Genomic DNA, 21444 nt, shown 5'->3' on the forward strand with positions numbered 1-21444 from the left:
CACCCCAAAAGTTAGTTTTAACTCTAACTTTTGGGGTGCAGCACCTGCGAGTCCTTTTTTTGTGCTGGCAGCTTATCCCTTAAAAGGTTTTTCCCTATTTTTCTTTATTGATAGATGGCCGGAAAATGGTAATTGTCAATAAAAATCTATATGTTACTGTACAATTGGCTTATGACCTTGAGGCCTTCTTAGATTGCCACGTTCTGTGGCGACGTCGGCAATAGCACATCCTATACGTCGGGTCTGGCCGAGCAGCATCAAGTAGATTAGAAGGTATCCGAAGAAGGCTTTTTTTATTTTTACTCCATAAAAAAAGTTGCTGGGCGCTGGAGCTAGACAATTCTACATAAAAAAAGTTTTGCTTTCTTATTTAGCCAAAAAAACCGCAAAACAATTTGTTTGCGGCTTTTATGTAATATATTAATGGATATTTCGGTTGTGATACGATGCCGGTTTGAATCCTTCCAGTTCTTCCTGTGCGAATTTCCCTTTTAATGATTCAATGATATACAAACCGAGCAAATTCGTAAGCTCCTGATCGTCCAGCTCATCCATTAATCCGATGATTTCCTTACGGTTCAATTGTTCAAGCACTGCGAAAGCTAGCATGTCAATGTCTTCTTCGTCCCCGGTCAGCTTATTGCGATACAGATTATATAAATCATCAATTAATTTCATGTCGTCACCCCGCGAGTTGTGTATGATTGTATCTTAAGATATGTAAACATGAATGGAAATGTTCTGCTAAATACAAAGGATATATTTATGTTTTACCCGGAGGCAGTAATTTTAATCTGTTATTTTCATTTTACATGATAAAAGTTCCATTCGAAACCCAGAATTGGCCAAAGAGAATTAAAATCTTTTCCTTAGGAAAAATAAGTTCAACACTTTGGCAAAAAGGGGACCATCAAATGGATCAACAAAAGAACACATACTATATCTGGCTGCAAAATGGGCAAATATCACGTCAGTGCGATACCTCGCCATGGAATTTCCAAGTGGAGGCTACCGATGAAGAAATTTCACAGCTCCGGGAGTATTTTGACCAGAATTACTCTGTCGAATGGCAAAACTTCTTGCGCTCCCATGTGCCATATATTCAATATCATTATGATCGGGAAAACGATGCTTATGATAAAGGGACACTAAAAATTTACGAACTGATCTATAAAATAGGAAACGAGGAAGCCAGAAGACATATTGAAAGCATGGGCATATTAGAGAATTCTCCTGGAGAAAGCGAAATGAATGGATTAGAAAATAAATAATCAAAGGAACCTGGCGGAAATTTGTCAGGTTCCTTTTTACATAATTTAAATACCATTACCATCTGCACCTAAAGTTAAAATATAATAAAGAGGAACCGTGAGGGGAATTGGTTTGAGATTTTCCAACAGGAAAGGAATATAGCAATGTTATCTTTTTTTGACAAAAACGGCCATAAGGTTGAATTTTCTACAGCTAACGAAGCTTTCGGGGAAGCAGATCATGTTCTCGTGCTATGCCGCTGGAAAGAGCAATGGGTGCTCACCAGGCATTCAGTTCGTGGCTTAGAGTTCCCGGGCGGCAAGAAAGAAGCTGGGGAGACAATTGAAGAAACAGCCAAAAGAGAAGTATTTGAAGAAACAGGAGGCAAAGCAGGGGAACTGCTTTTTGTCGGCCAATATCGGGTACATTCCCAAGCGGGTTATTTTATAAAGTCTATCTACTACACTGAGCTTTTGAGACTAGACTCGAAGCAAGACTATTTGGAGACAGAAGGACCAGTTCTGAAAAAGAGACTGCCTGACAGCATTGAGGAAGAACAGGAATTCAGTTTTATAATGAAGGATCAAATTCTCCCCCTTAGCTTAAAAAGAATAAAAGAATTAAAAAGAACAGAAGGCAAAAAATCCTAATTTCGCCTGCCGTTCTTTTCTTTTATCTCATATAATCAACTATTCTTAATAAGTTTTCTTTCGAGAAGCTCTACAAGCTGGTACATAATCGTGGCGAACACGGCTATGATGAGCAGTGATAAAAGGACAAGGGTGAAATTAAAGACCTGAAAGCCGTAGATAATCATGTACCCGAGTCCTTTTGATGAGACCAGGAATTCTCCCACTATGACGCCAACCCAGGAAAGGCCTACATTTACCTTTAAGGTTGAAATAATCGTCGGGAATGAGGCGGGCAGCACAGCTTCTTTAAAGGATTGAGTCCGCGATGCCCCGAAGGTTTGCAGTACTTTTAAATAGTTTGGATCAACTTCCCTGAAGGAGGTATAGACTACAATAGTGGTGATAATGATGGAAATGATCGCTCCCATTGCAACGATAGACGTGAAACTAGGACCTAGTGCCACTATTAAAATCGGTCCTAAGGCAACCTTTGGCATAGCGTTTAATATGACTAAATACGGATCAAGGATTTTTGACAGAATCGGTGACCACCATAGGACTGCTGCAAGCACCGTCCCGCAAAGTGTTCCAAGAATAAACCCGAGAATTGTCTCAAAAACGGTTACGCCAAGGTGAGAAAAGATTGATCCATCTTTAACCTTTTCCAGAAACAAAGTTCCAATGTCTGTTGGAGAAGAGAAAACCAAAGGGTCTATCCATTCCATACGGCTGGCTGTTTCCCAGCCGGTGAAAAAAACGATGAAAATAATGATCTGATAGAACCTGACCCATCTTTTTTCCTTTTTTAAAGAATCATTATATTGTTCATGAAGCTTTTGGATGCTATTGCCTGTCGTATTCAAGGCTTTCAAGCTCCTTCCAGATAGATTGAAAAAGGGTGGGAAAAGACGGGTGGTTTCGAGCCGCAAATGGTGTCATGTTTCTCAGCTCTTCATTCATATCAAACACCTTAAAAATCCTGCCAGGGTTTGCGGAAAATAAATAGATCCGGTCGCTCATGGCTATTGCTTCACCGATATCATGCGTCACCAGAACGGCTGTTTTATTAAAGGACTTCAGCGTTTCGGAAACCAGGTCCTCCAGCTTAAGCTTTGTCTGATAATCCAATGCCGAAAACGGTTCATCAAGAAGGAGTACCTTCGGATTGACAGCCAATGTTCTTGCGAGTGCGGCCCGCTGTCTCATCCCGCCTGAGAGCTGTTTTGGATACTGTTTTTCAGTCCCCTGTAAGCCTACCTCTGCTAAAAGGCTGAGGGCATCAGAAAAAAGCTTAGGATCATTCTTCTTTTGGATTTTTAAACCGAGTGTGACATTTTCTTCAATTGTTTTCCAGGGAAATAAGTAATCCTGCTGCAGCATATATCCAATCATATGCTTATTAACGTCCTGAACGGGCTGTCCTTCAAGGGTAATAAGGCCCTGTGTCGGGTTAAACAGTCCGGCAATAATGGACAATAGTGTGGTTTTGCCGCAGCCGCTTGGGCCGAGGAGGGAGATAAATGACCCTTCCTCGATATCCATGGAAATGGATGCCAGCGCTGTTTTAGCCGTCGATTTTGTAAAATACGTATGGTGTATATCTTGAATTGACAGGAAGCTCATTTGCCAGGCCTCCCTTTTATTTCGTTACCTTCTCGGCAAACTCTGTATTAACCAGTTGTTTATAGTCCATCCGTTTCGGCAGTTCTCCTGCTTCGTCCATGATATCCTGAAGGTTGTTCCATTCATCTTCATCTAAAATTGGATCTGTAGCAAAGGAACCTTGGCTTTTATAGCGGTCTACCACCATTTCAATTGTTTCAAGGTCAGTATCTTCAAAAAATGGCTGAATGACTTTGGCAGTTTCTTTGGCACTCTGTTCCTGCACCCAGTCCTGCGCCTTCTTTATCGCCCGTGTAAATTTTTCTACTGTTTCACTATTTTCTTTAAGATAGCTTGATTTTGTCATAAACGTTGTATATGGTACATGGCCTGATTCTTTACCGAAGGACGCTACGATATGCCCTTTGCCTTCCTGCTCAAATATGCTTGCGGTCGGCTCAAAAAGCTGTACAAACTCTCCAGTGCCAGCTGCAAATGCAGGGGCAATATTTGCATAGTCAACATTTTGAATTAATTCGAGGTCGCCTTGGGGATCAATTCCATGTTTCTTCAAAACAAACTCACCAACCATTTGCGGCATGCCGCCTTTTCGTTGACCTAGGAAGGATTTTCCCTTTAACATATCCCAGTTAAAGTTATCAATCTTTTCACGTGATACAAGGAATGTACCGTCTGTCTGTGTGAGCTGGGCAAAATTGATAACTGGGTCATTAGAGCCCTGTGCAGTTACATAAATTGATGTTTCAGATCCAACAAGGGCTACATCGGCTCCGTCAGATAAAAGAGCTGTCATTGTTTTATCTCCACCTGGAGTGGTCTTTAAATCGATTTCCAGACCTTCTTCTTCAAAAAAGCCCTTTTCAATTGCTACGTATTGTGGAGCATAAAAGATAGAATGGGTAACTTCCGCAATTCGCACTTTTTGCATTTCTTCTTTCCCGCAGGCGGCCAGCGGGATAATGAGGATGCAAACCAAAAGCAATATACCGCCCGTTTTTATCCATTTGTTCATGTTAACCCTCCTGTATTGCTGTTTTTTTAAAGGATAAGGAATTTTCATAGCATATCGTATGAAAGAATGAGAAAATGTGTGATTGCCTATGGAACACTTTGATGGATAAAATCAAGAGTGATTATTGCCAGAGTGAATGGGATAAAAATACATAATAAGCCGGACAGGAGGATGAAATGATGATAACTCAGGATGGAACGATCATTTCGAAGGAGCGGTTTCCGTCACCGCATCCGGGAATTCATTTATATACGGTCACATATTATTCACAAGGGCTAAAAATTAAAGGCCTTCTTGCCGAGCCTGTAGGGCAGGAGGTGTATGATGGGTTTCTATACTTGCGCGGCGGAATAAAAAATGTCGGAAAGGTCAGGCCCGGACGAATCATTCAGTTTGCAGCCCAGGGTTTTATTGTATTCGCGCCGCATTACCGAGGGAACCAAGGTGGCGAAGGTGATGAGGACTTCGGCGGACAAGACCGGCTTGACGCTGTTTCCGGATTTAAACTGCTTGAAAACCATCCAAGAGTCCGCAACGATTCAATCCATGTATTTGGATTTTCACGCGGCGGGATAATGGCCTTGTGGACAGCAATCCTTTGCAAATCAGCAGCTTCAGTCGTTACGTGGGGAGGGGTGAGCGACATGTTTCTCACGTATATGGAGCGGGAAGACCTTCGCCGAATGATGAAACGGGTAATTGGCGGGTCACCGACTAAATATCCTGAGGAATATGAATACAGGACCCCGTTATTTGCTGTGGATGAACTAGAGGTGCCAGTTCTGATCATCCATGGTGAACGCGATCAAAACGTATCAGTTGATCATGCACATAGACTTGAAAATATATTAAAAGCAAAAAATAAGCATGTGGAGAGCTGGTATTTTCCTCAGTTCACCCATTACTTTCCACCTGCGGTCAATCGCCAGGTGGTGGATGATTTAACACAGTGGATGAAACAGCAGGCCGAAAAGTGATAATATGAAAGTACCAATACGAGGAGGGAGAAAAGTATGGGGATGCCATTAGAGCTTAATACCATGATAGTTACAAAAGGAAATGAAAAGCGGGAGCAGGAGAACCTTTTTAGTCTCGTTAAAAAAGGCTATCGCCTTTATCCTATTGATATCCCGATTGATATCAGGAAAACGAAACAAAGTGAATCTAGCGGCACTGCTGTCATTAAAAAGGTTGAATGGGAAGCAGAGAAAACAACCATAACCTATCAACTGGTATCATTAAATTCAACCAACTAAGAAAAGCGGAAGCGCCCTGTTGAAAGGAAGAACGGCTAAGCCCGCCACGTCCTGTGGCAACGCCGTTCTGACCCACGTCCTGTTGGCCTCCGACAAGCATAAGACAAGCGCTGACAGAAGGCGCTTTTTGCCTTCCGAAGCGATTGGCTTATGACCTCGAGGGGCTGGGCGCTGAAGCTAGACATCATAGAAAAGCGGAAGCGCCCTGTTGAAAGGAAGAACGACTAAGCCCGCCACGTCCTGTGGCAACGCCGTTCTGACCCACGTCCTGACAAAAGAACATCGGCTAAGGTCTGGCACGTCCTGTGCCAAACGCCGACGCCAGCACGTCCTGTGCAAGTCCGACAAGCATAAGACAAGAGCTGACAGAAGGCGTTGTTTGCCTTCCGAAGCGATTGGCTTATGACCAGGGTTGTGACGGCTCTTGGTCACAACATTCGAGGGGCTGGGCGCTGAAGCTAGACAGCATAGAAAAGCGGAAGCGCTGGAGCTAGACATCTGTACTTGTTTATAACGTTATACTTTCTTATTTAGTAAAATAGCCCCCTATCAGCTCGATAGGGGGCTTTCATTTAGGATAATGGCCCGCAGGACAAGGAATGGTTCTTGCTTTTGGTTAGGCGCTTCTGCATTTTAATTATGCTGTGGTCCGCCAAGCTCCTCAATGTCAGGAGCTACATTGGAGAACTTTTTAAAGTTTGCACGGAATTTTTCCGCAAGTTCAATTGCTTTTGCTTCGTATGCCGCCTTGTCAGTCCAAGTTTTGCTTGGCTGAAGAACTTCGTCTGGTACACCAGGTACGTGCAGCGGGATCTCCAGTCCGAAGATGCTGTCTTTAGCAGTTTCAACGTTTGTTAATTCCCCTTCAAGTGCTGCCTGCACCATAGCGCGTGTATAAGCTAGCTTCATACGTGTTCCAGTACCATATTCACCGCCGGTCCATCCAGTGTTTACAAGATAAACTTTCGAGTTGTGTTCATCTATTTTTTGGCCAAGCATTTCTGCATAGCGAGTCGCAGGAAGCGGAAGGAATGGCGATCCAAAGCAAGTGGAGAAGGTTGCTTCTGGTGAAGTGACTCCACGCTCTGTACCTGCAAGCTTGCTTGTGTATCCGCTTAAAAAGTGGAACATTGCCTGCTCCTTAGAAAGTTTGCTGATTGGAGGCAGTACGCCAAAAGCATCAGCAGTAAGGAATATGATTGTGTTTGGATGCCCGGCAAGGCTCGGATTGACGATATTATCAATAGCCTGAAGCTGGTATGCAGCACGGGTGTTTTCAGTTAATGAATTATCATCATAATCGGCTTCGCGTGTATGTTCGTGAACTACTACGTTTTCCAGAACTGCGCCAAAACGGATTGCATTAAAGATTTGCGGTTCTTTTTCACGTGAAAGATTAATGCACTTCGCATAGCAGCCGCCCTCAATATTGAAAACTCCATTTGATGACCATCCATGCTCGTCATCACCAATCAGCTTGCGGTTAGGGTCGGCTGATAAAGTAGTTTTCCCCGTTCCGGATAATCCAAAGAAAAGAGCTACATCTCCCTCTCTGCCTACGTTTGCTGAGCAGTGCATTGGGAGAATTCCGTTTTCTGGCAGCAAATAGTTCATGACGGAGAAAATGGACTTTTTCATTTCTCCAGCATATTCTGTACCGCCGATTAACACAGTACGGCGCTCAAAAGACACAATGATGAATGTTTCTGATTTTGTTCCGTCAATAAGTGGATCTGCTTTAAAATCCGGTGCTGAAATAACAGTGAATTCAGGATTGTGAACGCTTAACTCTTCTTCAGTCGGACGAATAAACAGCTGGTGAGCAAAAAGGTTGTGCCAAGCATATTCGTTAACGATCTGGATTGGCAGGCGGTGTTTTTCATCTGCCCCTGCAAAACCTCTGAAAACGTATACCTCATCTTTTTGCTGCAGATGTTGAATCACTTTTGTATAAAGATTGCAAAAAACCTCTTCCGAAATCGGCTGGTTTACTGCGCCCCAATCGATCTTGTTCTTTGAGGATGCTTCCTCAACAATATATTTATCCTTTGGGGACCGTCCAGTATATTTGCCGGTTTCAGCCTTTACAGCACCGGTAGAAGTTAGAACGCCCTCTTGGCGGTTTAAAACCTTTTCAACAAGCTGTGGTACCGATAATTGTAAATTTACGTTGCTTCCAGATAATAATTGGTGTAGCTCATTTGAAATATCGACGGAATTCATCTATGAGATACCTGCCTTTTTCAATGATTTATGTTTTAATATTAAATAGTATAACACATTAAAATGATTAGTCTATACTATTGATGTCCTAAATTGTGAAAAATTTTCATCTATTTTTAACATTCAAATTTTAGGGTACATAATAATTATCCTTAAGGCAATCTCTTTTTATTTTCAAAAAATCTGTCATAATCAATATATTCGAATAAGGGTGAGATACTTATGAAAGATATAGCACTTTATGACAGAGACTGCATATTATGTCAAAAGACAAGGAATAAGCTTGAGCGGTATGATTGGCTATCGAAAATAGAATGGGTTTCCTTACAGGATTATGAAATACACAATCGTATCTATATATATAATAAGAAGGATTTAAGAAGAGAGCTTCATTTATTGGCAGGGGAAGATAGGATTTACAGAGGGTTTTTTGCTGTTCGGAGATTGATGATCAAATGTCCGCCACTATTTTTGCTTGGGGCACTTAGCTATCTGCCATTCGCTTCATTAATCGGAAAACCAGTTTATCGGTACATTGCTGATAGACGGCATGTATTCTTTCGTTCGAACTGCAGTGACCGCAAATGTTCTATTTAAAAAAGTTATCGTAAAATGATTGACATTTTTCGATATTTTACGGTATGATTCTACCTTGTACGGATTCTCTTATCCCGAGTCGGTGGAGGGACAGGCCCGATGAAACCCAGCAACCTGCCAGAAGTAAAATGACCTTAAGGAATCAATTACGAATAAATGATGCAACCTATTCATTAAAGTGATTATTTTTTAAGCATTTGCTTTTCTTCAGGCGAAGGTGCTAACCTGATGCAAGGCTATAATAAGCCCTTGAACGATAAGAGCGAAAGGCTAGATGTAAGATAACCAACCTTTCCTCACTATTTCAAGGAAAGGTTTTTTTGTATGCAAACCATAACGGCCTATACATAACGCCGTGGTTGCCGCTGGAAGAAAATCTGCATCTTGAATCGGATAAGACTTTTGGAAACGAGTTCCGTCAAAACGGGGGAAGAGGAAACGCTATTATGTGTTTCTAATTCTAAACCACAAAAAATATTATCTTCTATAAGGAGGAAATAAGATGTCTAAAAACCGTCGTCTATTTACTTCTGAGTCTGTAACTGAAGGTCATCCGGATAAGATTTGTGACCAGATTTCAGATTCAATCCTGGATGCAATCCTTGCTAAGGATGCAAACGCACGTGTCGCTTGCGAAACGTCCGTTACAACCGGTCTTGTATTGGTTGCAGGGGAAATCACAACTTCTACTTATGTAGACATTCCAAAAATTGTTCGCGAAACAGTTAAGGATATTGGCTATACTCGTGCTAAGTATGGATTTGATTCTGAAACTTGCGCAGTATTGACTTCCATCGACGAGCAATCGGCTGATATCGCAATGGGTGTTGACCAGGCTCTTGAAGCCCGTGAAGGACAAATGTCCGATGAAGAAATTGACGCAATCGGAGCAGGTGACCAGGGCTTGATGTTTGGATTTGCCTGCAATGAAACGAAGGAGCTCATGCCTCTTCCGATTTCATTGGCTCACAAACTTGCTCGCCGCCTGACTGAAGTGCGTAAAGAAGAAATCCTTCCTTACCTGCGTCCAGACGGAAAAACTCAGGTTACAGTTGAGTATGATGAAAATGACAAGCCTGTGCGTATCGACACGATTGTTATCTCTACTCAGCACCACCCTGAAATCAGCCTTGAGCAGATTCAGCGCAACCTTAAGGAACATGTAATCAATCCTGTAGTTCCAGCTGAATTAATCGATGAAAATACTAAGTACTTTATTAATCCGACAGGCCGTTTCGTTATTGGAGGACCTCAAGGTGATGCAGGTCTAACAGGCCGTAAAATCATTGTTGATACTTATGGCGGATATGCTCGCCACGGCGGCGGTGCATTCTCCGGTAAGGATCCTACAAAGGTTGACCGTTCTGCAGCATATGCTGCCCGTTATGTTGCGAAGAATATTGTGGCTGCTGGACTTGCTGATAAAGTTGAAGTGCAGCTTGCCTATGCAATCGGTGTAGCCCAGCCTGTTTCTATCTCTGTTGATACATTTGGAACAGGAACCGTAGGGGAAGATGTTTTGGTTGACCTGGTTCGTCAAAATTTTGACCTTCGCCCTGCTGGCATTATTAACATGCTTGACCTTCGCCGCCCAATCTACAAGCAAACAGCTGCATATGGACATTTTGGCCGCAGTGATGTTGATTTGCCTTGGGAACGCACTGATAAAGCGGAAGTTCTTAAAAATCAAGCAGCAAACGCCTAAGCGTTTCAAAATGTGATAGGTTAACTTCTCAAAAAAGGGAAGAGGGTACTTAATGTATCCTCTTCCCTTTTTGGTGTTGTTTTTCGTTTGTCTTTCCCGATAGCATGTAAGATTGGTTAAAATACTTGTTTCATTCATATCTTAAGTAAGAACATATCCATTTCTCGAAAATTGCTAAAAGGAAGGATCTATTCGTTCTGCTGCCTTGTAATATTGTGCTTTTTCCGCATATTCGCGGGTGATTCTTTCCATATCCTTTTTGTCCTCCTCAGTAAGAGGGCGGATTACTTTAGCCGGGCGACCAAAAGCAAGCGTGTTTGGCGGAATAATCTTCCCTTGTGGAACAAGGCTTCCCGCACCAATAAAAGCACCTTCCCCGATTTCAGCCTGATCGAGGATAATGGAACCCATGCCGATAAGTGCACCTTTTTTAATTTTGCAGCTGTGAAGTACTACTTGATGTCCCACTGAAACTTCATCTTCAATGATCAGTGGATTGTTAGGGCTCTGGTGGAGGACGCAATTATCCTGAATATTGACTTTCCTGCCGATGATTGTAGGGGCAACGTCTCCTCGAATTACCGTATTAAACCAGATGCCTGACTCGTCTGAAATTGTTACATCACCGGTAATCACTGCGTTATCCGCAATATAGCAGCTTGGTGCAATCTCCGGTTTTATATCTTTAAACGGATAGATAATCATAATGTACAACCCTTTCCAAAATGTAATTTTATGTAATAGATAGAATTTATTATATCGCAAACAGTTATTAAGTGCTGAAAATACCAATTGGCTGAGATTTTTTATAAAATAAAACTACTATAAATCGTTTCAAAGGAGGAATTCGCATGTGGAAATACGAAGCGGAGGGTAATGCTAGGGCCGTAATAGTGATAATCCATGGAGCGATGGAACATCATGGCCGTTATAAGTGGCTTTCCCAGATGTGGTGTTCCGCTGGTTATCATGTTATTGCAGGGGATCTGCCCGGCCAGGGGATGACCACCCGTTCGGGAAGAGGCCATATCGATTCCTTTGATCAATATATCGATGAAGTTAAACTATGGATCGAAGAAGCCTTCACCTATGATCTGCCTGTTTTCCTTCTTGGGCATAGCATGGGAGGTTTAATTGCTATCAGAACCCTGCAGGAGGAACAAATTAATTTGGCAGGAGTCATCTTATCCTCGCCATGTCTCGGATTGGTCACAGCACCATCGAAACCACTGGAAGCTGTATCTTCTGTGATTAACATAGTATTCCCTAAGCTCAGAATGGAATCAGGACTTACAATTGACATGGCTACACGGAATGCTGAAGTAAAGGAAGTTGATGTTAATGACACCCTGTATATTACCAAGGTATCAGTGAGGTGGTATAAGGAACTCACGGCTTCAATAAAGGAAGCCTTCGAGAGAATACCTGATTTCCAGGACATTCCTATACTTCTTATGCAAGCTGGAGAAGATCTGATTGTCGATAAAAAGATGGTAAGGGAATGGTTTAATTACACTCTTTGCAGTGAAAAGCAATATAAAGAGTGGCCTGGCTTGTACCATGAAATATTTAACGAACCAGAACGGGATGATGTATTTCAATATGCACTCTCGTTTGTAGAAACCAGGCTTAAAACTCTCGGATATATTTTATAAAGTGAGGTGAACCCAGGTGACTGTACCTTCTAACCCGCTCGCTCTAATGCAGCAAGTGTATCGCAGGGTTTTTCCAATCGTACACGATGAGCTGGCCTATTGGACGGATCGGGCGGAAGAAATTCCGGATCCCGAATTAAGGAAACAGGCGCTTGCCAGTATTAGTTCCAAAACATTTCATTGCGAGGGGGGAGCTATTCTTTCCTTGCTTGCAGAAGAAAACAAAGCTGAAGCTATTAAATTTATCGTAGCGTATCAAACAATCAGCGATTATCTTGATAATCTTTGTGACAGAAGCACCTCGATGGACCCGGACGACTTCCGGGCACTTCATCAATCAATGGATCATGCCCTTACTATTGATGCAGTGCCGGTAAATTACTATAGGAACAGGAATGAGCAGGATGATGGCGGATACTTACAGGAGCTTGTTTTAACCTGCCAGGAAATGCTTCGCATCAATAAACATTATCATGAAATTTATCCCTTTCTAACCCAGCTATGTTCTTATTATTGCGATTTGCAGGTACATAAGCATGTAATGGCAGAGGAAAGGGTTCCTCGACTAAAAACGTGGTTCAATTCCTATAAAAAGGATTTGCCTTCAATGACATGGTATGAATTTTCAGCTTGCTCTGGATCTACTTTGGGAATATTTTGCCTGATCTCGTATGGTTTGCGCAATGATTTTAAGCCCCGTTATGCAACTGAGGTTATGAGAGGTTATTTTCCATATATTCAAGGGCTTCATATCCTGCTTGATTATTTTATTGATCAGGAAGAGGACAGGCATGGTGGAGATCTCAATTTTTGTTTTTACTACAAAAATGAGGAAGAAATGGTTAGGCGGTTATCTCATTTTGTGGAAAAATCATCGCAGCATGTGGATAATCTGCCGCATTCCCGTTTTCATAAATTGATTCAAAGAGGGCTTCTTGGACTATACTTATCCGATAATAAGGTACAGAGCCAAAAAACCGTAAGGCCGCTCGCGAAACGAATGATCCGGCTCGGCGGCATTGAATCATTATTCTTTTACCTGAATGGCAAAGTATATCGAAGCCTGCAAAAAAGAATGGCAGCCAGCAGGATTGTTTTTTCCTCCGCAAAGTAATAACAAAGTGCAAGTGCCCTGTATAAAGGAAGAGAGGTTACAAACGCCACATCCTCAATAAACTGCCGCTTTGTTTCGCACGATGTACCGCTGCCGAAGTATTCATTGCCCTGTGAGTCGGGGTTTTTATTTTTACTACGTAAAAAAAGCTGCTGGGCACTGGAGCTAGAGATAGCTCCACTATTTCGTTACTCACAACTCGGCAATTTTATTTTGTCCTAAATAATAAAAGCCCTTGGACTGCAAGGGCTTTTTATCGCTTTGTTGAATAACACCTTTGGTTAAGCTTCCGGAATTATTGACGTTTTTCAATCGCAACAATAAAGGGAGGGTTATTTGCCTGATTGATAAAACGATATTGCAGTACATGGGCCCTTTCCTGAGGAAGGGAGCCTGTAAAATCTAAAATTGCATCGCGCTCAACCGCGCCACCCGGGTGGCCGTGATAAATCACCAGGACGATGATACCTTCTGGTGCCATAATGTCAAGGAGCTGTTCTATGGCTTCAATGGTTGTTTTCTCCGTAGTAACGATTGACTTATCTCCGCCTGGGAGGTAACCCAGGTTAAAAATCGCACCTGTTACTTGGCCGTGATATTGTTCAGGGATTTTCCTTTTAATTTGCTCATGTCCAGCCAGGAATAGAGTGCATCTCGAATCAAGCTCAGCAGACTTTAACCGCTTGGATGTTTCTGTGATAGCCCGCTCCTGGATATCAAAACCATAAATATGTCCGGAATCACCGACCAAATTGGCCAAGAACTCTGTATCGTGGCCATTGCCCATCGTTCCATCGACGGCTATATTTCCTTCGCAGACAGCATTCTGGAGCAAAAGCCGGGCAAATGGGAGGATTCTATCTAGCTTCATTAAATTCTCTCACACCTTCAGAAAGACAATATTTGCCTTGCCAGCTGTTACGCCTTTTTAGCTCAGCATCAATAGCATTCAAAACTCCCCACTTATTTACGCTCCACATTGGTCCGATCATGAGTTCAATCGGTCCGTCCCCTGTTATGCGGTGAACAACCATTTCTGGCGGGATGATTTCTAGCTGGTCGCAGACAAGGTTCACGTAATCATCAAATTTTAAAAACTCAAGCATTCCTTTTTCATACTGCTTTACCATTGGGGTGCCTTTTAAAAGGTGAAGCAAATGGATTTTAATTCCTTGAACATCAAGCTTTGCAACCTCTTTTGCTGTTTCCATCATCATTTCCGGTGTTTCCAGCGGAAGGCCATTAATGATATGAGAACAAATTCTTATGCCATGTTTTCTGAGTTTTTCTACACCATCTGCATAGCACTGAAAATCATGGGCTCGATTAATTAATAAAGCAGTCCGTTCATGAATGGTCTGAAGGCCAAGTTCCACCCATAAATACGTTCTTTGATTTAGCTCTGCTAAATATTCAATTACATCATCAGGCAGGCAATCGGGCCTTGTCGCTATCGATATTCCGACAACACCGTCCTGCTTAAGAACTGTTTCATATTTTTCCTTTAAAACTTCAAGTGGGGCATGGGTATTGGTAAACGCCTGAAAGTACGCCAAATACTTTCCATCCTTCCACTTTTTATGCATTTTTTGACTAATCTCCTTAAACTGTGTTTCAAGATCTTCCGCCCGGTTGCCTGCAAAGTCGCCAGATCCCGCAGCACTGCAAAACGTACAGCCGCCATGGGCTACAGTGCCGTCACGGTTCGGGCAGTCAAAACCGCCATCCAAAGCCACTTTAAAAACCTTATGGCCAAAGATCTCACGCAAATGATAATTCCATGTATGATACCTTTTGTCGTCAGTTGCATATAAAAATGAATTCAAGTCAGGACCTCCAATGTAGTAATGGATGTCATCCACTAGATGAAATGTGATCTAAAATTGATTTAATTGGCAAATGCTTTTAAACCAATAAAAATCGTGTTATCAACAAGTGGTATTTTAACATGAAGAAGGGGGTTATCCAATTTCTTTACGGGCTTCGAATAAAATAATCTGAAGGGAAGTGAGCAAACTAAGGGAGAAGATGAGTTTTTCATCTCATATTTAAAAGGAGGGGACAGCAATGGCAACCAGGGAAGCAGTCGAAAAATGCCTGCAGCGTTGTGAGGCAACTCTCCTGAATGCTCGTGATCAATTTCAGGAGGCTTCCGTTCAGCAGCATTATAATGACACCGGATATTCCAACTCCCAATTAGAGATACAATCAGCGTTAGATGAGCTGGATAGGCTTTCGCGAAGCGCAAATGACCAACAGCGGGATAGGTTATACAGAATGGGTTTACAGCTCAGGCAGATGCAAAATAATATGATTTTGCTTGATTATTAATAAAGAGAATTAGGGGTATTACCCATCTGGCTTCCTGTGAAGGAGGCCATTTTTATGTAGACATTTTTGTAATTGAACCCCATTGTTTCCGAAATTAACAGTCGGAGGCGCGGAAGTAGTTGTCAAAAATTGCGTTTAAATAAGGGGCAGTAAGAATTTTCTGAATTACCCCTTAAGGAGAAAAGTATCAACTCAAAGTGATAACAAATAGAATTATTCTGGCTGGCGAAATTATGACCATTATCAATTAATGTTTATTCGGGAAAGCCAATTCAACGTCCTGCGGGAAAAGCGGCTCAAGGGAGACACTGCAGCACAAGCGCCGAGGAGGCTCCCGAACCGCCCGCGGAAAGCGTGTGGAAATCAACAGGCAAGTTTAACAAATAAGAAAAATCCGCATTGCTTCAAAGAGCATGAGCCGGCTTTTTCGCAAGTATAAATATGTGGCCAAAGCCATGTTATGAACGAGTACCTTTGATAAAAGGAAGTGTTGAGTCCAAAATATAAATGGAATTTGCCCGTTATGCGCAGATGGAGAATTAATCCACAACCAGATAAGCAATCATAGGACCGCCGCTGCCGCTGTGTATATGTGTTTCACAAATTAAACGGTAGGTGCCTTCTTTTTTAAACATCAATGGGATAACGGTTTCTTTTCCTTTTCTTACAACTCCTTTAATATCAGTTCCTTCAATGTGAAAGGGATGCTCGCTGCCGTTTACACCGAAAATCTTTAAATTTACTTGTTTGTCCTGGGGAATGAAGATTGTGCCGGGGTCCCACCGGTAGGCTTCAAGTTCTTTTCCATCTTTAGTCGTTGTTTTATATTCCCCTGTGACCATATTAATTTCAAAGTTTTGGACTGAATTTTCCATTTTTGCTGTTTCAGCTGTGAGCGGAATTAAATAGTACCACCCGCTTAAACCCAATGCCACTATAGCTAATCCGACCAAAAGCCATTTTCTCCGGATAATGATAAATTTCATGACGAGTCCCCCTATTCGTGTTTTAATTAATCTATATGACAGGAAGAGTAAATTCTTGTCCAAAACGGACCGGGAGAAGAACTTTTTTCCAAGATGATGCATATAAAAATGAGACCCAGTTGATAATGTAATATAACTCTTCTTGCATTTACAGGTGAAATTGACTAGAATATGCTATATAATGACATAATTTTTAAAAGCAATGACAAGGAGCAGTAGCGGTTAGAACCCGTTTAGAGAGTTGGCGGATGGTGCAAGTCAACCGGGAGGACCAGTGAACTCGCCTTTAAGCTGCAGGCATGAACAAAGAGTAATGCTTTGCCGGATTATCCACGTTATGGATCTAGAGCGGGGCGTGCAATTTGCGCCAACTAGGGTGGTACCGCGGGAAGATGCATACATAATCCTCTCGTCCCTTACTGGGATGAGGGGTTTTTATTATTTCAATAAATAATTAATATACTGACACAGCGTGTGGCAGCTTAGCCAACATCCCACGGATTACAAATTTAGGAGGAAAAAAAATGAGTTTCGATCATAAAAGAATCGAAAAGAAGTGGCAGCAATATTGGGAAAGCCACAAAACATTTAAAACAAATGATGAGAGCGGCAGGCGGAAGTTTTACGCGCTTGACATGTTCCCTTATCCATCCGGTGCCGGACTTCACGTTGGCCATCCGGAGGGTTACACAGCAACTGATATTCTATCCCGCCTAAAGCGGATGCAGGGATATAAAGTATTGCACCCAATCGGCTGGGATGCTTTCGGTTTGCCTGCCGAACAATATGCACTTGATACAGGGAATGACCCTGCTGAATTCACCGCGAAAAATATCGATACATTCCGCCGCCAAATCAAGTCTTTAGGCTTCTCTTACGATTGGGACAGGGAAATTAATACTACAGATCCAAGCTATTATAAATGGACACAGTGGATATTCCTAAAGCTTTATGAACACGGCTTGGCTTACATTGATGAAGTGGCAGTAAACTGGTGCCCCGCATTAGGTACGGTACTGGCCAACGAAGAAGTCATCGATGGCAAAAGTGAGCGCGGCGGCCATCCGGTTGAGCGCAGGCTAATGAAGCAATGGATGCTTAAAATTACGGCTTACGCAGACCGGTTATTGGATGATCTTGAGGAAGTGGATTGGCCTGAAAGCATTAAGGAGATGCAGCGCAACTGGATTGGACGTTCTGAAGGTGCCCAGGTTACGTTTGCTATAGATGGCCAGGATGAAAGCTTTACCGTATTTACGACCCGTCCCGATACATTATTCGGGGCAACCTATGCAGTATTATCCCCTGAACATCCTTTTATTGAAAAAATCACTTCATCTGAGCAAAAAGCTGCAGTTGATGCGTATATTGAAACTGTTAAAAATAAAAGCGATCTTGAAAGAACAGATTTAGCCAAGGATAAAACAGGTGCCTTTACTGGTGCTTACGCAATCAATCCTGTAAATGGCGAAAAAATGCCAATCTGGATTGCTGATTATGTTTTAATGAGCTATGGTACTGGAGCCATTATGGCTGTTCCGGCACATGATGAGCGTGACTACGAGTTTGCGAGGAAATTTGATTTGCCTATTAAGGAAGTCGTTGCAGGCGGCGATGTCGAGAAGGAAGCTTATACAGGTGATGGAGAGCACATTAACTCCGGATTTCTGGATGGATTGAAAAAAGAAGAGGCAATTAAGAAAAGCATTGAGTGGCTTGTTGAAAACGGCATTGGCGAAAAGAAAATTACTTACCGCCTGCGTGACTGGCTGTTCAGCCGCCAGCGATATTGGGGTGAACCGATCCCTGTTATCCATTGGGAGGATGGCTCCATTGAACCTGTCAGTGAGGATCAGCTTCCATTGATGCTGCCGAAGACCAAGGAAATCAAACCTTCTGGAACTGGCGAATCACCGCTGGCAATTATTGAGGACTGGGTCAATGTAACGGATGAAAATGGCCGAAAAGGGCGCCGTGAAACGAATACTATGCCTCAATGGGCCGGCAGCTGCTGGTACTTCCTGCGCTATATTGATCCAACGAACGAAGAAGCGCTTGCCGATGCTGAAAAATTAAAAGAATGGCTGCCGGTTGATATTTATATCGGCGGTGCAGAGCATGCTGTACTGCATTTACTATATGCCCGTTTCTGGCATAAATTTTTATATGATATCGGAGTGGTTCCAACGAAGGAGCCGTTCCAAAAGCTGTTTAACCAAGGTATGATCCTTGGTGAAAACAACGAAAAGATGAGTAAGTCAAAGGGAAATGTTGTTAATCCGGATGAGATTGTGAAATCTCACGGTGCCGACACCCTGCGTTTATATGAAATGTTCATGGGGCCTTTGGAAGGTTCGATAGCATGGTCAACCAATGGCCTTGATGGATCACGTCGCTTCCTTGACAGGGTATGGCGTTTGCTGGTTGATGATAATGGCTCAATCACTGCCAAGATCAGCGATACAGATGATACGGGCAAGCTGGAAAAGGTATATCATCAAACGGTGAAAAAAGTAACCGAGGACTATGAAGGAATCCGCTTTAACACAGCCATTTCCCAACTGATGGTATTCATTAATGAGGCATATAAAGCAGAAACTCTTCCAAAAGCGTACGTAGAAGGATTTACAAAGCTACTGTCACCTATTTGCCCTCATATTGCTGAAGAGCTTTGGGAGCTGCTTGGCCACAAAGAAAGCATCGCTTATGAAACATGGCCTGCATTTGATGAAGCAAAAATTGTTGATAACGAAGTTGAAATTGTTGTTCAGGTCAATGGAAAAGCGAAAACTAAACTGATGGTACCAACAGATACACCAAAGGAAAAGTTAGAGGAAATTGCGATGGGCGATAATGTTATTAAAGAACAGATCGACGGTAAAACCGTGCGCAAGGTAATTGCTGTCCCTGGCAAGCTTGTAAATATCGTAGCCAACTAAATCAGCATCAATTTATGAGAAAAGCTCTTATACAGGGGCTTTTCTCTGTTTAGAGAATCTTTATGCTGGTAAAGTTATATATATTGTTTGATATAATGTGATACATAATAATCGATGAGGTGAAAAATATGGAAGAAATAAAACAAATTTCAACTGAAGAACTTGAAAAAAAACTTGATGCCGGCGAGAAATTGAATCTTGTAGACGTGCGTGAGGATGAAGAAGTGGAACAAGGGATGATTGAAGGGGCAGAACACATTCGAATGGGTGATATCCCTGCCAATCTGGACCGGTTAGATAAAAATAAAGAATACATAGTTATTTGCCGTTCGGGCGGCAGAAGTACGAATGTTTGCCATTATTTACAGGACCAGGGCTATAAAGTAGTGAATATGACCGGAGGCATGCTGAATTGGCATGGAGAAGTAATCGTAAAATAGGCGGTTAAAAAAATCAAAAACGGTCAATGCTGGAATTAAAAAGGCAGGGAGAGACCGTGGTTCAGGTTAAACTGTTTGATTGCGAACATGAAAAAGATTTGGAATCAGAGATTAATTCGTTTTTGTGGACAATTGATGAAGATAATTTTGTAGATATTAAATTCAATGTCGCAACTATGAATGAAGGGCAGGATGGACAAATCTATTGCTTTAGTGCGATGGTTATCTATAATAAATGAGAAAAGCAGTGTCTCGGGTTATCCGGGTCACTGCTTTTCTTATGGCAATTATGATTGATTTACATTCAATCCCCGGCTGTATATAGCAGCATTTTTTCCTGCGAGCCTGCCAGTCACTAGCGCGGAAGTAATGTTATAGCCGCCAGTGTAGCCGTGGATATCAAGGATTTCACCGCAAAAATAAAGCCCGTTGATTAATTTTGATGCCATTTCTTTTGGATGGATTTCCTTTACGGACACCCCGCCTCCAGTTACAAATGCTTTCTCTATCGGCAATGTCCCATTTACTGTGAAGGTGAACTCCTTACAAAGCTCCGAGAATAGGCGGATTTTTTCATTTGATATGACAGACCCTTGCTCTTGAAGGTCAATTCCGCTTCGCTCCAGGAGAAAATGCAAATAGCGTTCCGGCAGGATTCCCTTTAAGGTGTTTTTGATTGCCTTTTTAGGCTCTGATTTGATTTCCTGCATCATCATTTGAAAAAGTTCCTCTTTATTTTTATCGGGAACAGCGTCAATTTTCATTGTAACCCTGTCCAAATTCCACTTTTTCATAGCTTTTACGACAAACTGGCTGCATCGGAGGACTGCTGGGCCTGAAATGCCAAAGTGAGTGAAAAGCATGTCCATTTGGTGGGTGATCAACGGCTTGCCTTTAGGGTTAAGCACGCTTAGAGCAACATCTCTTAACGCCAGGCCCTGCAGCGTTTTCTGCTTTATAAAGGCTTCATCCGAAGTAACAGGAACTTCCGTTGGAAATAGGTCGGTTATCGTATGGCCTGCCTTCCTGGCCCAGGCATAGCCATCACCCGTCGATCCAGTATGGGGAACCGATTTTCCGCCAACCGCGATAATCACAGCGTCCGTTTCAAAATATTGGCCGTCCCTCATGCGGACACCTGCGGTTCTGCCATCTTTATAATCCACATCAGCTGCCGGTGAATTCGTAAAAATCTTTACCTTCAACTGTGAAAGCCGATCAATCAACGCATCCACCACGCTTTGTGCCTTATTGCTAACAGGAAACATTCTGCCGTGGTCTTCTTCCTTGAGCTCGATTCCAAGCTTCTCAAAAAAAGCGATGATATCCTCATTATTAAATTCCGAAAAGGCACTGAACAGGAATCTTCCATTTCCAGGAATATGCTTAATTATTTCATCAATAGAAAGCCGGTTTGTTACATTGCAGCGCCCGCCGCCGGAAATGGCCAGCTTGCGCCCGAGCTTATCGCCTTTGTCTACCAACAGCACTTTTGCCCCTTGTTCCCCGGCCGCAATCGCTGCCATCAAGCCTGAAGGGCCGCCCCCAATTACAATTGCATCATATTTCATAAAATCACCATCTTTAAGCTAGTCTAGTTAAGTGTCTCCATTATATAGCATTCTGGAACGAATGAAAAAAATGCATGCCGGCAGTGCCTAATTAAAATTGTAAATTTTG

At 42.5% G+C, this 21444-nt stretch carries 22 protein-coding genes, 1 riboswitch and 1 other annotated feature; of the genes, 12 read left to right on the top strand and 10 right to left on the bottom strand.

What is annotated here, in order from left to right; genetic code table 11:
* Nucleotides 1–420 precede the first annotated feature (420 nt).
* Nucleotides 421–678, bottom strand: coding sequence for a DUF6154 family protein (locus tag D0469_RS11175; protein ID WP_117326834.1), 258 nt, complete (start codon nucleotides 676–678; stop codon nucleotides 421–423).
* A gap of 236 nt (nucleotides 679–914) precedes the next feature.
* Here D0469_RS11175 and D0469_RS11180 point away from each other — a divergent pair, with 236 nt between their 5' ends.
* Together D0469_RS11180 and ytkD are read left to right on the top strand one after the other, a co-directional pair.
* Nucleotides 915–1271, top strand: coding sequence for a hydrolase (locus D0469_RS11180; protein ID WP_117326895.1), 357 nt, complete (start codon nucleotides 915–917; stop codon nucleotides 1269–1271).
* Nucleotides 1272–1415: 144 nt separating this feature from the next.
* Complete coding sequence (gene ytkD, locus D0469_RS11185; protein ID WP_117326835.1) at nucleotides 1416–1901, top strand: RNA deprotection pyrophosphohydrolase; 486 nt, start codon at nucleotides 1416–1418, stop codon at nucleotides 1899–1901.
* 35 nt (nucleotides 1902–1936) lie between these two features.
* On the opposite strand, the gene D0469_RS11190 is transcribed toward ytkD, so the two are convergent.
* The 3 genes from D0469_RS11190 to D0469_RS11200 are packed head-to-tail and all read right to left on the bottom strand — an operon-like array spanning nucleotide 1937 to nucleotide 4518.
* Nucleotides 1937–2746, bottom strand: coding sequence for an ABC transporter permease (locus D0469_RS11190; RefSeq protein ID WP_117326836.1), 810 nt, complete (start codon nucleotides 2744–2746; stop codon nucleotides 1937–1939).
* On the bottom strand, nucleotides 2727–3506 hold the full coding sequence (locus D0469_RS11195; protein ID WP_117326837.1) for an ABC transporter ATP-binding protein: 780 nt from the start codon (nucleotides 3504–3506) through the stop codon (nucleotides 2727–2729). The genes D0469_RS11190 and D0469_RS11195 overlap by 20 nt, the downstream gene beginning before the upstream one ends.
* A gap of 16 nt (nucleotides 3507–3522) precedes the next feature.
* Entirely contained in the window at nucleotides 3523–4518 is a 996-nt protein-coding gene (locus D0469_RS11200) for an ABC transporter substrate-binding protein (protein ID WP_117326838.1), read from the bottom strand.
* 176 nt (nucleotides 4519–4694) lie between these two features.
* Here D0469_RS11200 and D0469_RS11205 point away from each other — a divergent pair, with 176 nt between their 5' ends.
* Nucleotides 4695–5495: an alpha/beta hydrolase family protein gene (locus tag D0469_RS11205; protein ID WP_407675739.1), complete on the top strand. Its 801-nt coding sequence runs from the start codon at nucleotides 4695–4697 to the stop codon at nucleotides 5493–5495.
* A gap of 36 nt (nucleotides 5496–5531) precedes the next feature.
* Nucleotides 5532–5774 carry a DUF2584 domain-containing protein gene (locus tag D0469_RS11210; protein WP_117326840.1) on the top strand — a complete coding sequence of 81 codons (243 nt, stop codon included), beginning with the start codon at nucleotides 5532–5534 and terminating at the stop codon, nucleotides 5772–5774.
* Nucleotides 5775–6407: 633 nt separating this feature from the next.
* Here D0469_RS11210 and pckA read toward each other — a convergent pair.
* On the bottom strand, nucleotides 6408–7997 hold the full coding sequence (pckA, locus tag D0469_RS11215; RefSeq protein WP_117326841.1) for a phosphoenolpyruvate carboxykinase (ATP): 1590 nt from the start codon (nucleotides 7995–7997) through the stop codon (nucleotides 6408–6410).
* A 222-nt stretch (nucleotides 7998–8219) separates the two neighbouring features.
* Here pckA and D0469_RS11220 point away from each other — a divergent pair, with 222 nt between their 5' ends.
* Both D0469_RS11220 and metK read left to right on the top strand, forming a co-directional pair.
* A complete protein-coding gene (locus D0469_RS11220) occupies nucleotides 8220–8594 on the top strand; it encodes a thiol-disulfide oxidoreductase DCC family protein (protein WP_117326842.1) in 375 nt (124 codons plus the stop codon).
* A 66-nt stretch (nucleotides 8595–8660) separates the two neighbouring features.
* A riboswitch (SAM riboswitch) is annotated at nucleotides 8661–8857 on the top strand.
* Nucleotides 8858–9096: 239 nt separating this feature from the next.
* A complete protein-coding gene (gene metK, locus D0469_RS11225; protein WP_117326843.1) occupies nucleotides 9097–10299 on the top strand; it encodes a methionine adenosyltransferase in 1203 nt (400 codons plus the stop codon).
* A 174-nt stretch (nucleotides 10300–10473) separates the two neighbouring features.
* Here metK and D0469_RS11230 read toward each other — a convergent pair whose 3' ends face one another.
* Entirely contained in the window at nucleotides 10474–11001 is a 528-nt protein-coding gene (locus tag D0469_RS11230; RefSeq protein ID WP_117326896.1) for a gamma carbonic anhydrase, read from the bottom strand.
* 149 nt (nucleotides 11002–11150) lie between these two features.
* Here D0469_RS11230 and D0469_RS11235 point away from each other — a divergent pair, with 149 nt between their 5' ends.
* Together D0469_RS11235 and D0469_RS11240 are read left to right on the top strand one after the other, a co-directional pair.
* Nucleotides 11151–11954, top strand: coding sequence for an alpha/beta hydrolase (locus D0469_RS11235; RefSeq protein ID WP_117326844.1), 804 nt, complete (start codon nucleotides 11151–11153; stop codon nucleotides 11952–11954).
* 16 nt (nucleotides 11955–11970) lie between these two features.
* Nucleotides 11971–13068, top strand: a complete 1098-nt coding sequence (locus D0469_RS11240; RefSeq protein ID WP_117326845.1) for a tetraprenyl-beta-curcumene synthase family protein — start codon at nucleotides 11971–11973, stop codon at nucleotides 13066–13068.
* A gap of 295 nt (nucleotides 13069–13363) precedes the next feature.
* Here the strand turns inward: D0469_RS11240 and D0469_RS11245 are convergent, their stop codons facing one another.
* Nucleotides 13364–13939 carry a class I SAM-dependent methyltransferase gene (locus D0469_RS11245; RefSeq protein ID WP_117326846.1) on the bottom strand — a complete coding sequence of 192 codons (576 nt, stop codon included), beginning with the start codon at nucleotides 13937–13939 and terminating at the stop codon, nucleotides 13364–13366.
* A complete protein-coding gene (locus D0469_RS11250; protein WP_117326847.1) occupies nucleotides 13926–14894 on the bottom strand; it encodes a TIGR01212 family radical SAM protein in 969 nt (322 codons plus the stop codon). Before D0469_RS11250 ends, D0469_RS11245 begins: the two co-directional genes overlap by 14 nt.
* A gap of 241 nt (nucleotides 14895–15135) precedes the next feature.
* Between D0469_RS11250 and D0469_RS11255 the strand changes: the two genes are divergently transcribed.
* A complete protein-coding gene (locus tag D0469_RS11255) occupies nucleotides 15136–15399 on the top strand; it encodes a YtzC family protein (protein WP_117326848.1) in 264 nt (87 codons plus the stop codon).
* A gap of 539 nt (nucleotides 15400–15938) precedes the next feature.
* Here D0469_RS11255 and D0469_RS11260 read toward each other — a convergent pair.
* Nucleotides 15939–16385, bottom strand: a complete 447-nt coding sequence (locus D0469_RS11260; protein ID WP_117326849.1) for a cupredoxin domain-containing protein — start codon at nucleotides 16383–16385, stop codon at nucleotides 15939–15941.
* A 193-nt stretch (nucleotides 16386–16578) separates the two neighbouring features.
* Nucleotides 16579–16805, top strand: a binding site (T-box leader).
* A gap of 104 nt (nucleotides 16806–16909) precedes the next feature.
* On the opposite strand from D0469_RS11260, the gene leuS reads away from it, so the two are divergent.
* From leuS to D0469_RS11275, 3 genes are all read left to right on the top strand, one after another.
* On the top strand, nucleotides 16910–19324 hold the full coding sequence (leuS, locus tag D0469_RS11265; RefSeq protein WP_117326850.1) for a leucine--tRNA ligase: 2415 nt from the start codon (nucleotides 16910–16912) through the stop codon (nucleotides 19322–19324).
* Nucleotides 19325–19452: 128 nt separating this feature from the next.
* Nucleotides 19453–19764 carry a rhodanese-like domain-containing protein gene (locus D0469_RS11270; protein ID WP_117326851.1) on the top strand — a complete coding sequence of 104 codons (312 nt, stop codon included), beginning with the start codon at nucleotides 19453–19455 and terminating at the stop codon, nucleotides 19762–19764.
* A gap of 56 nt (nucleotides 19765–19820) precedes the next feature.
* Complete coding sequence (locus tag D0469_RS11275) at nucleotides 19821–20003, top strand: sporulation protein Cse60 (RefSeq protein WP_117326897.1); 183 nt, start codon at nucleotides 19821–19823, stop codon at nucleotides 20001–20003.
* 48 nt (nucleotides 20004–20051) lie between these two features.
* Here D0469_RS11275 and D0469_RS11280 read toward each other — a convergent pair whose 3' ends face one another.
* Entirely contained in the window at nucleotides 20052–21335 is a 1284-nt protein-coding gene (locus tag D0469_RS11280) for a BaiN/RdsA family NAD(P)/FAD-dependent oxidoreductase (protein WP_117326852.1), read from the bottom strand.
* Between the last annotated feature and the right edge of the window lie 109 nt (nucleotides 21336–21444).

This window comes from Peribacillus saganii (genome assembly GCF_003429095.1).
Taxonomy (GTDB): domain Bacteria; phylum Bacillota; class Bacilli; order Bacillales; family DSM-1321; genus Peribacillus; species Peribacillus saganii.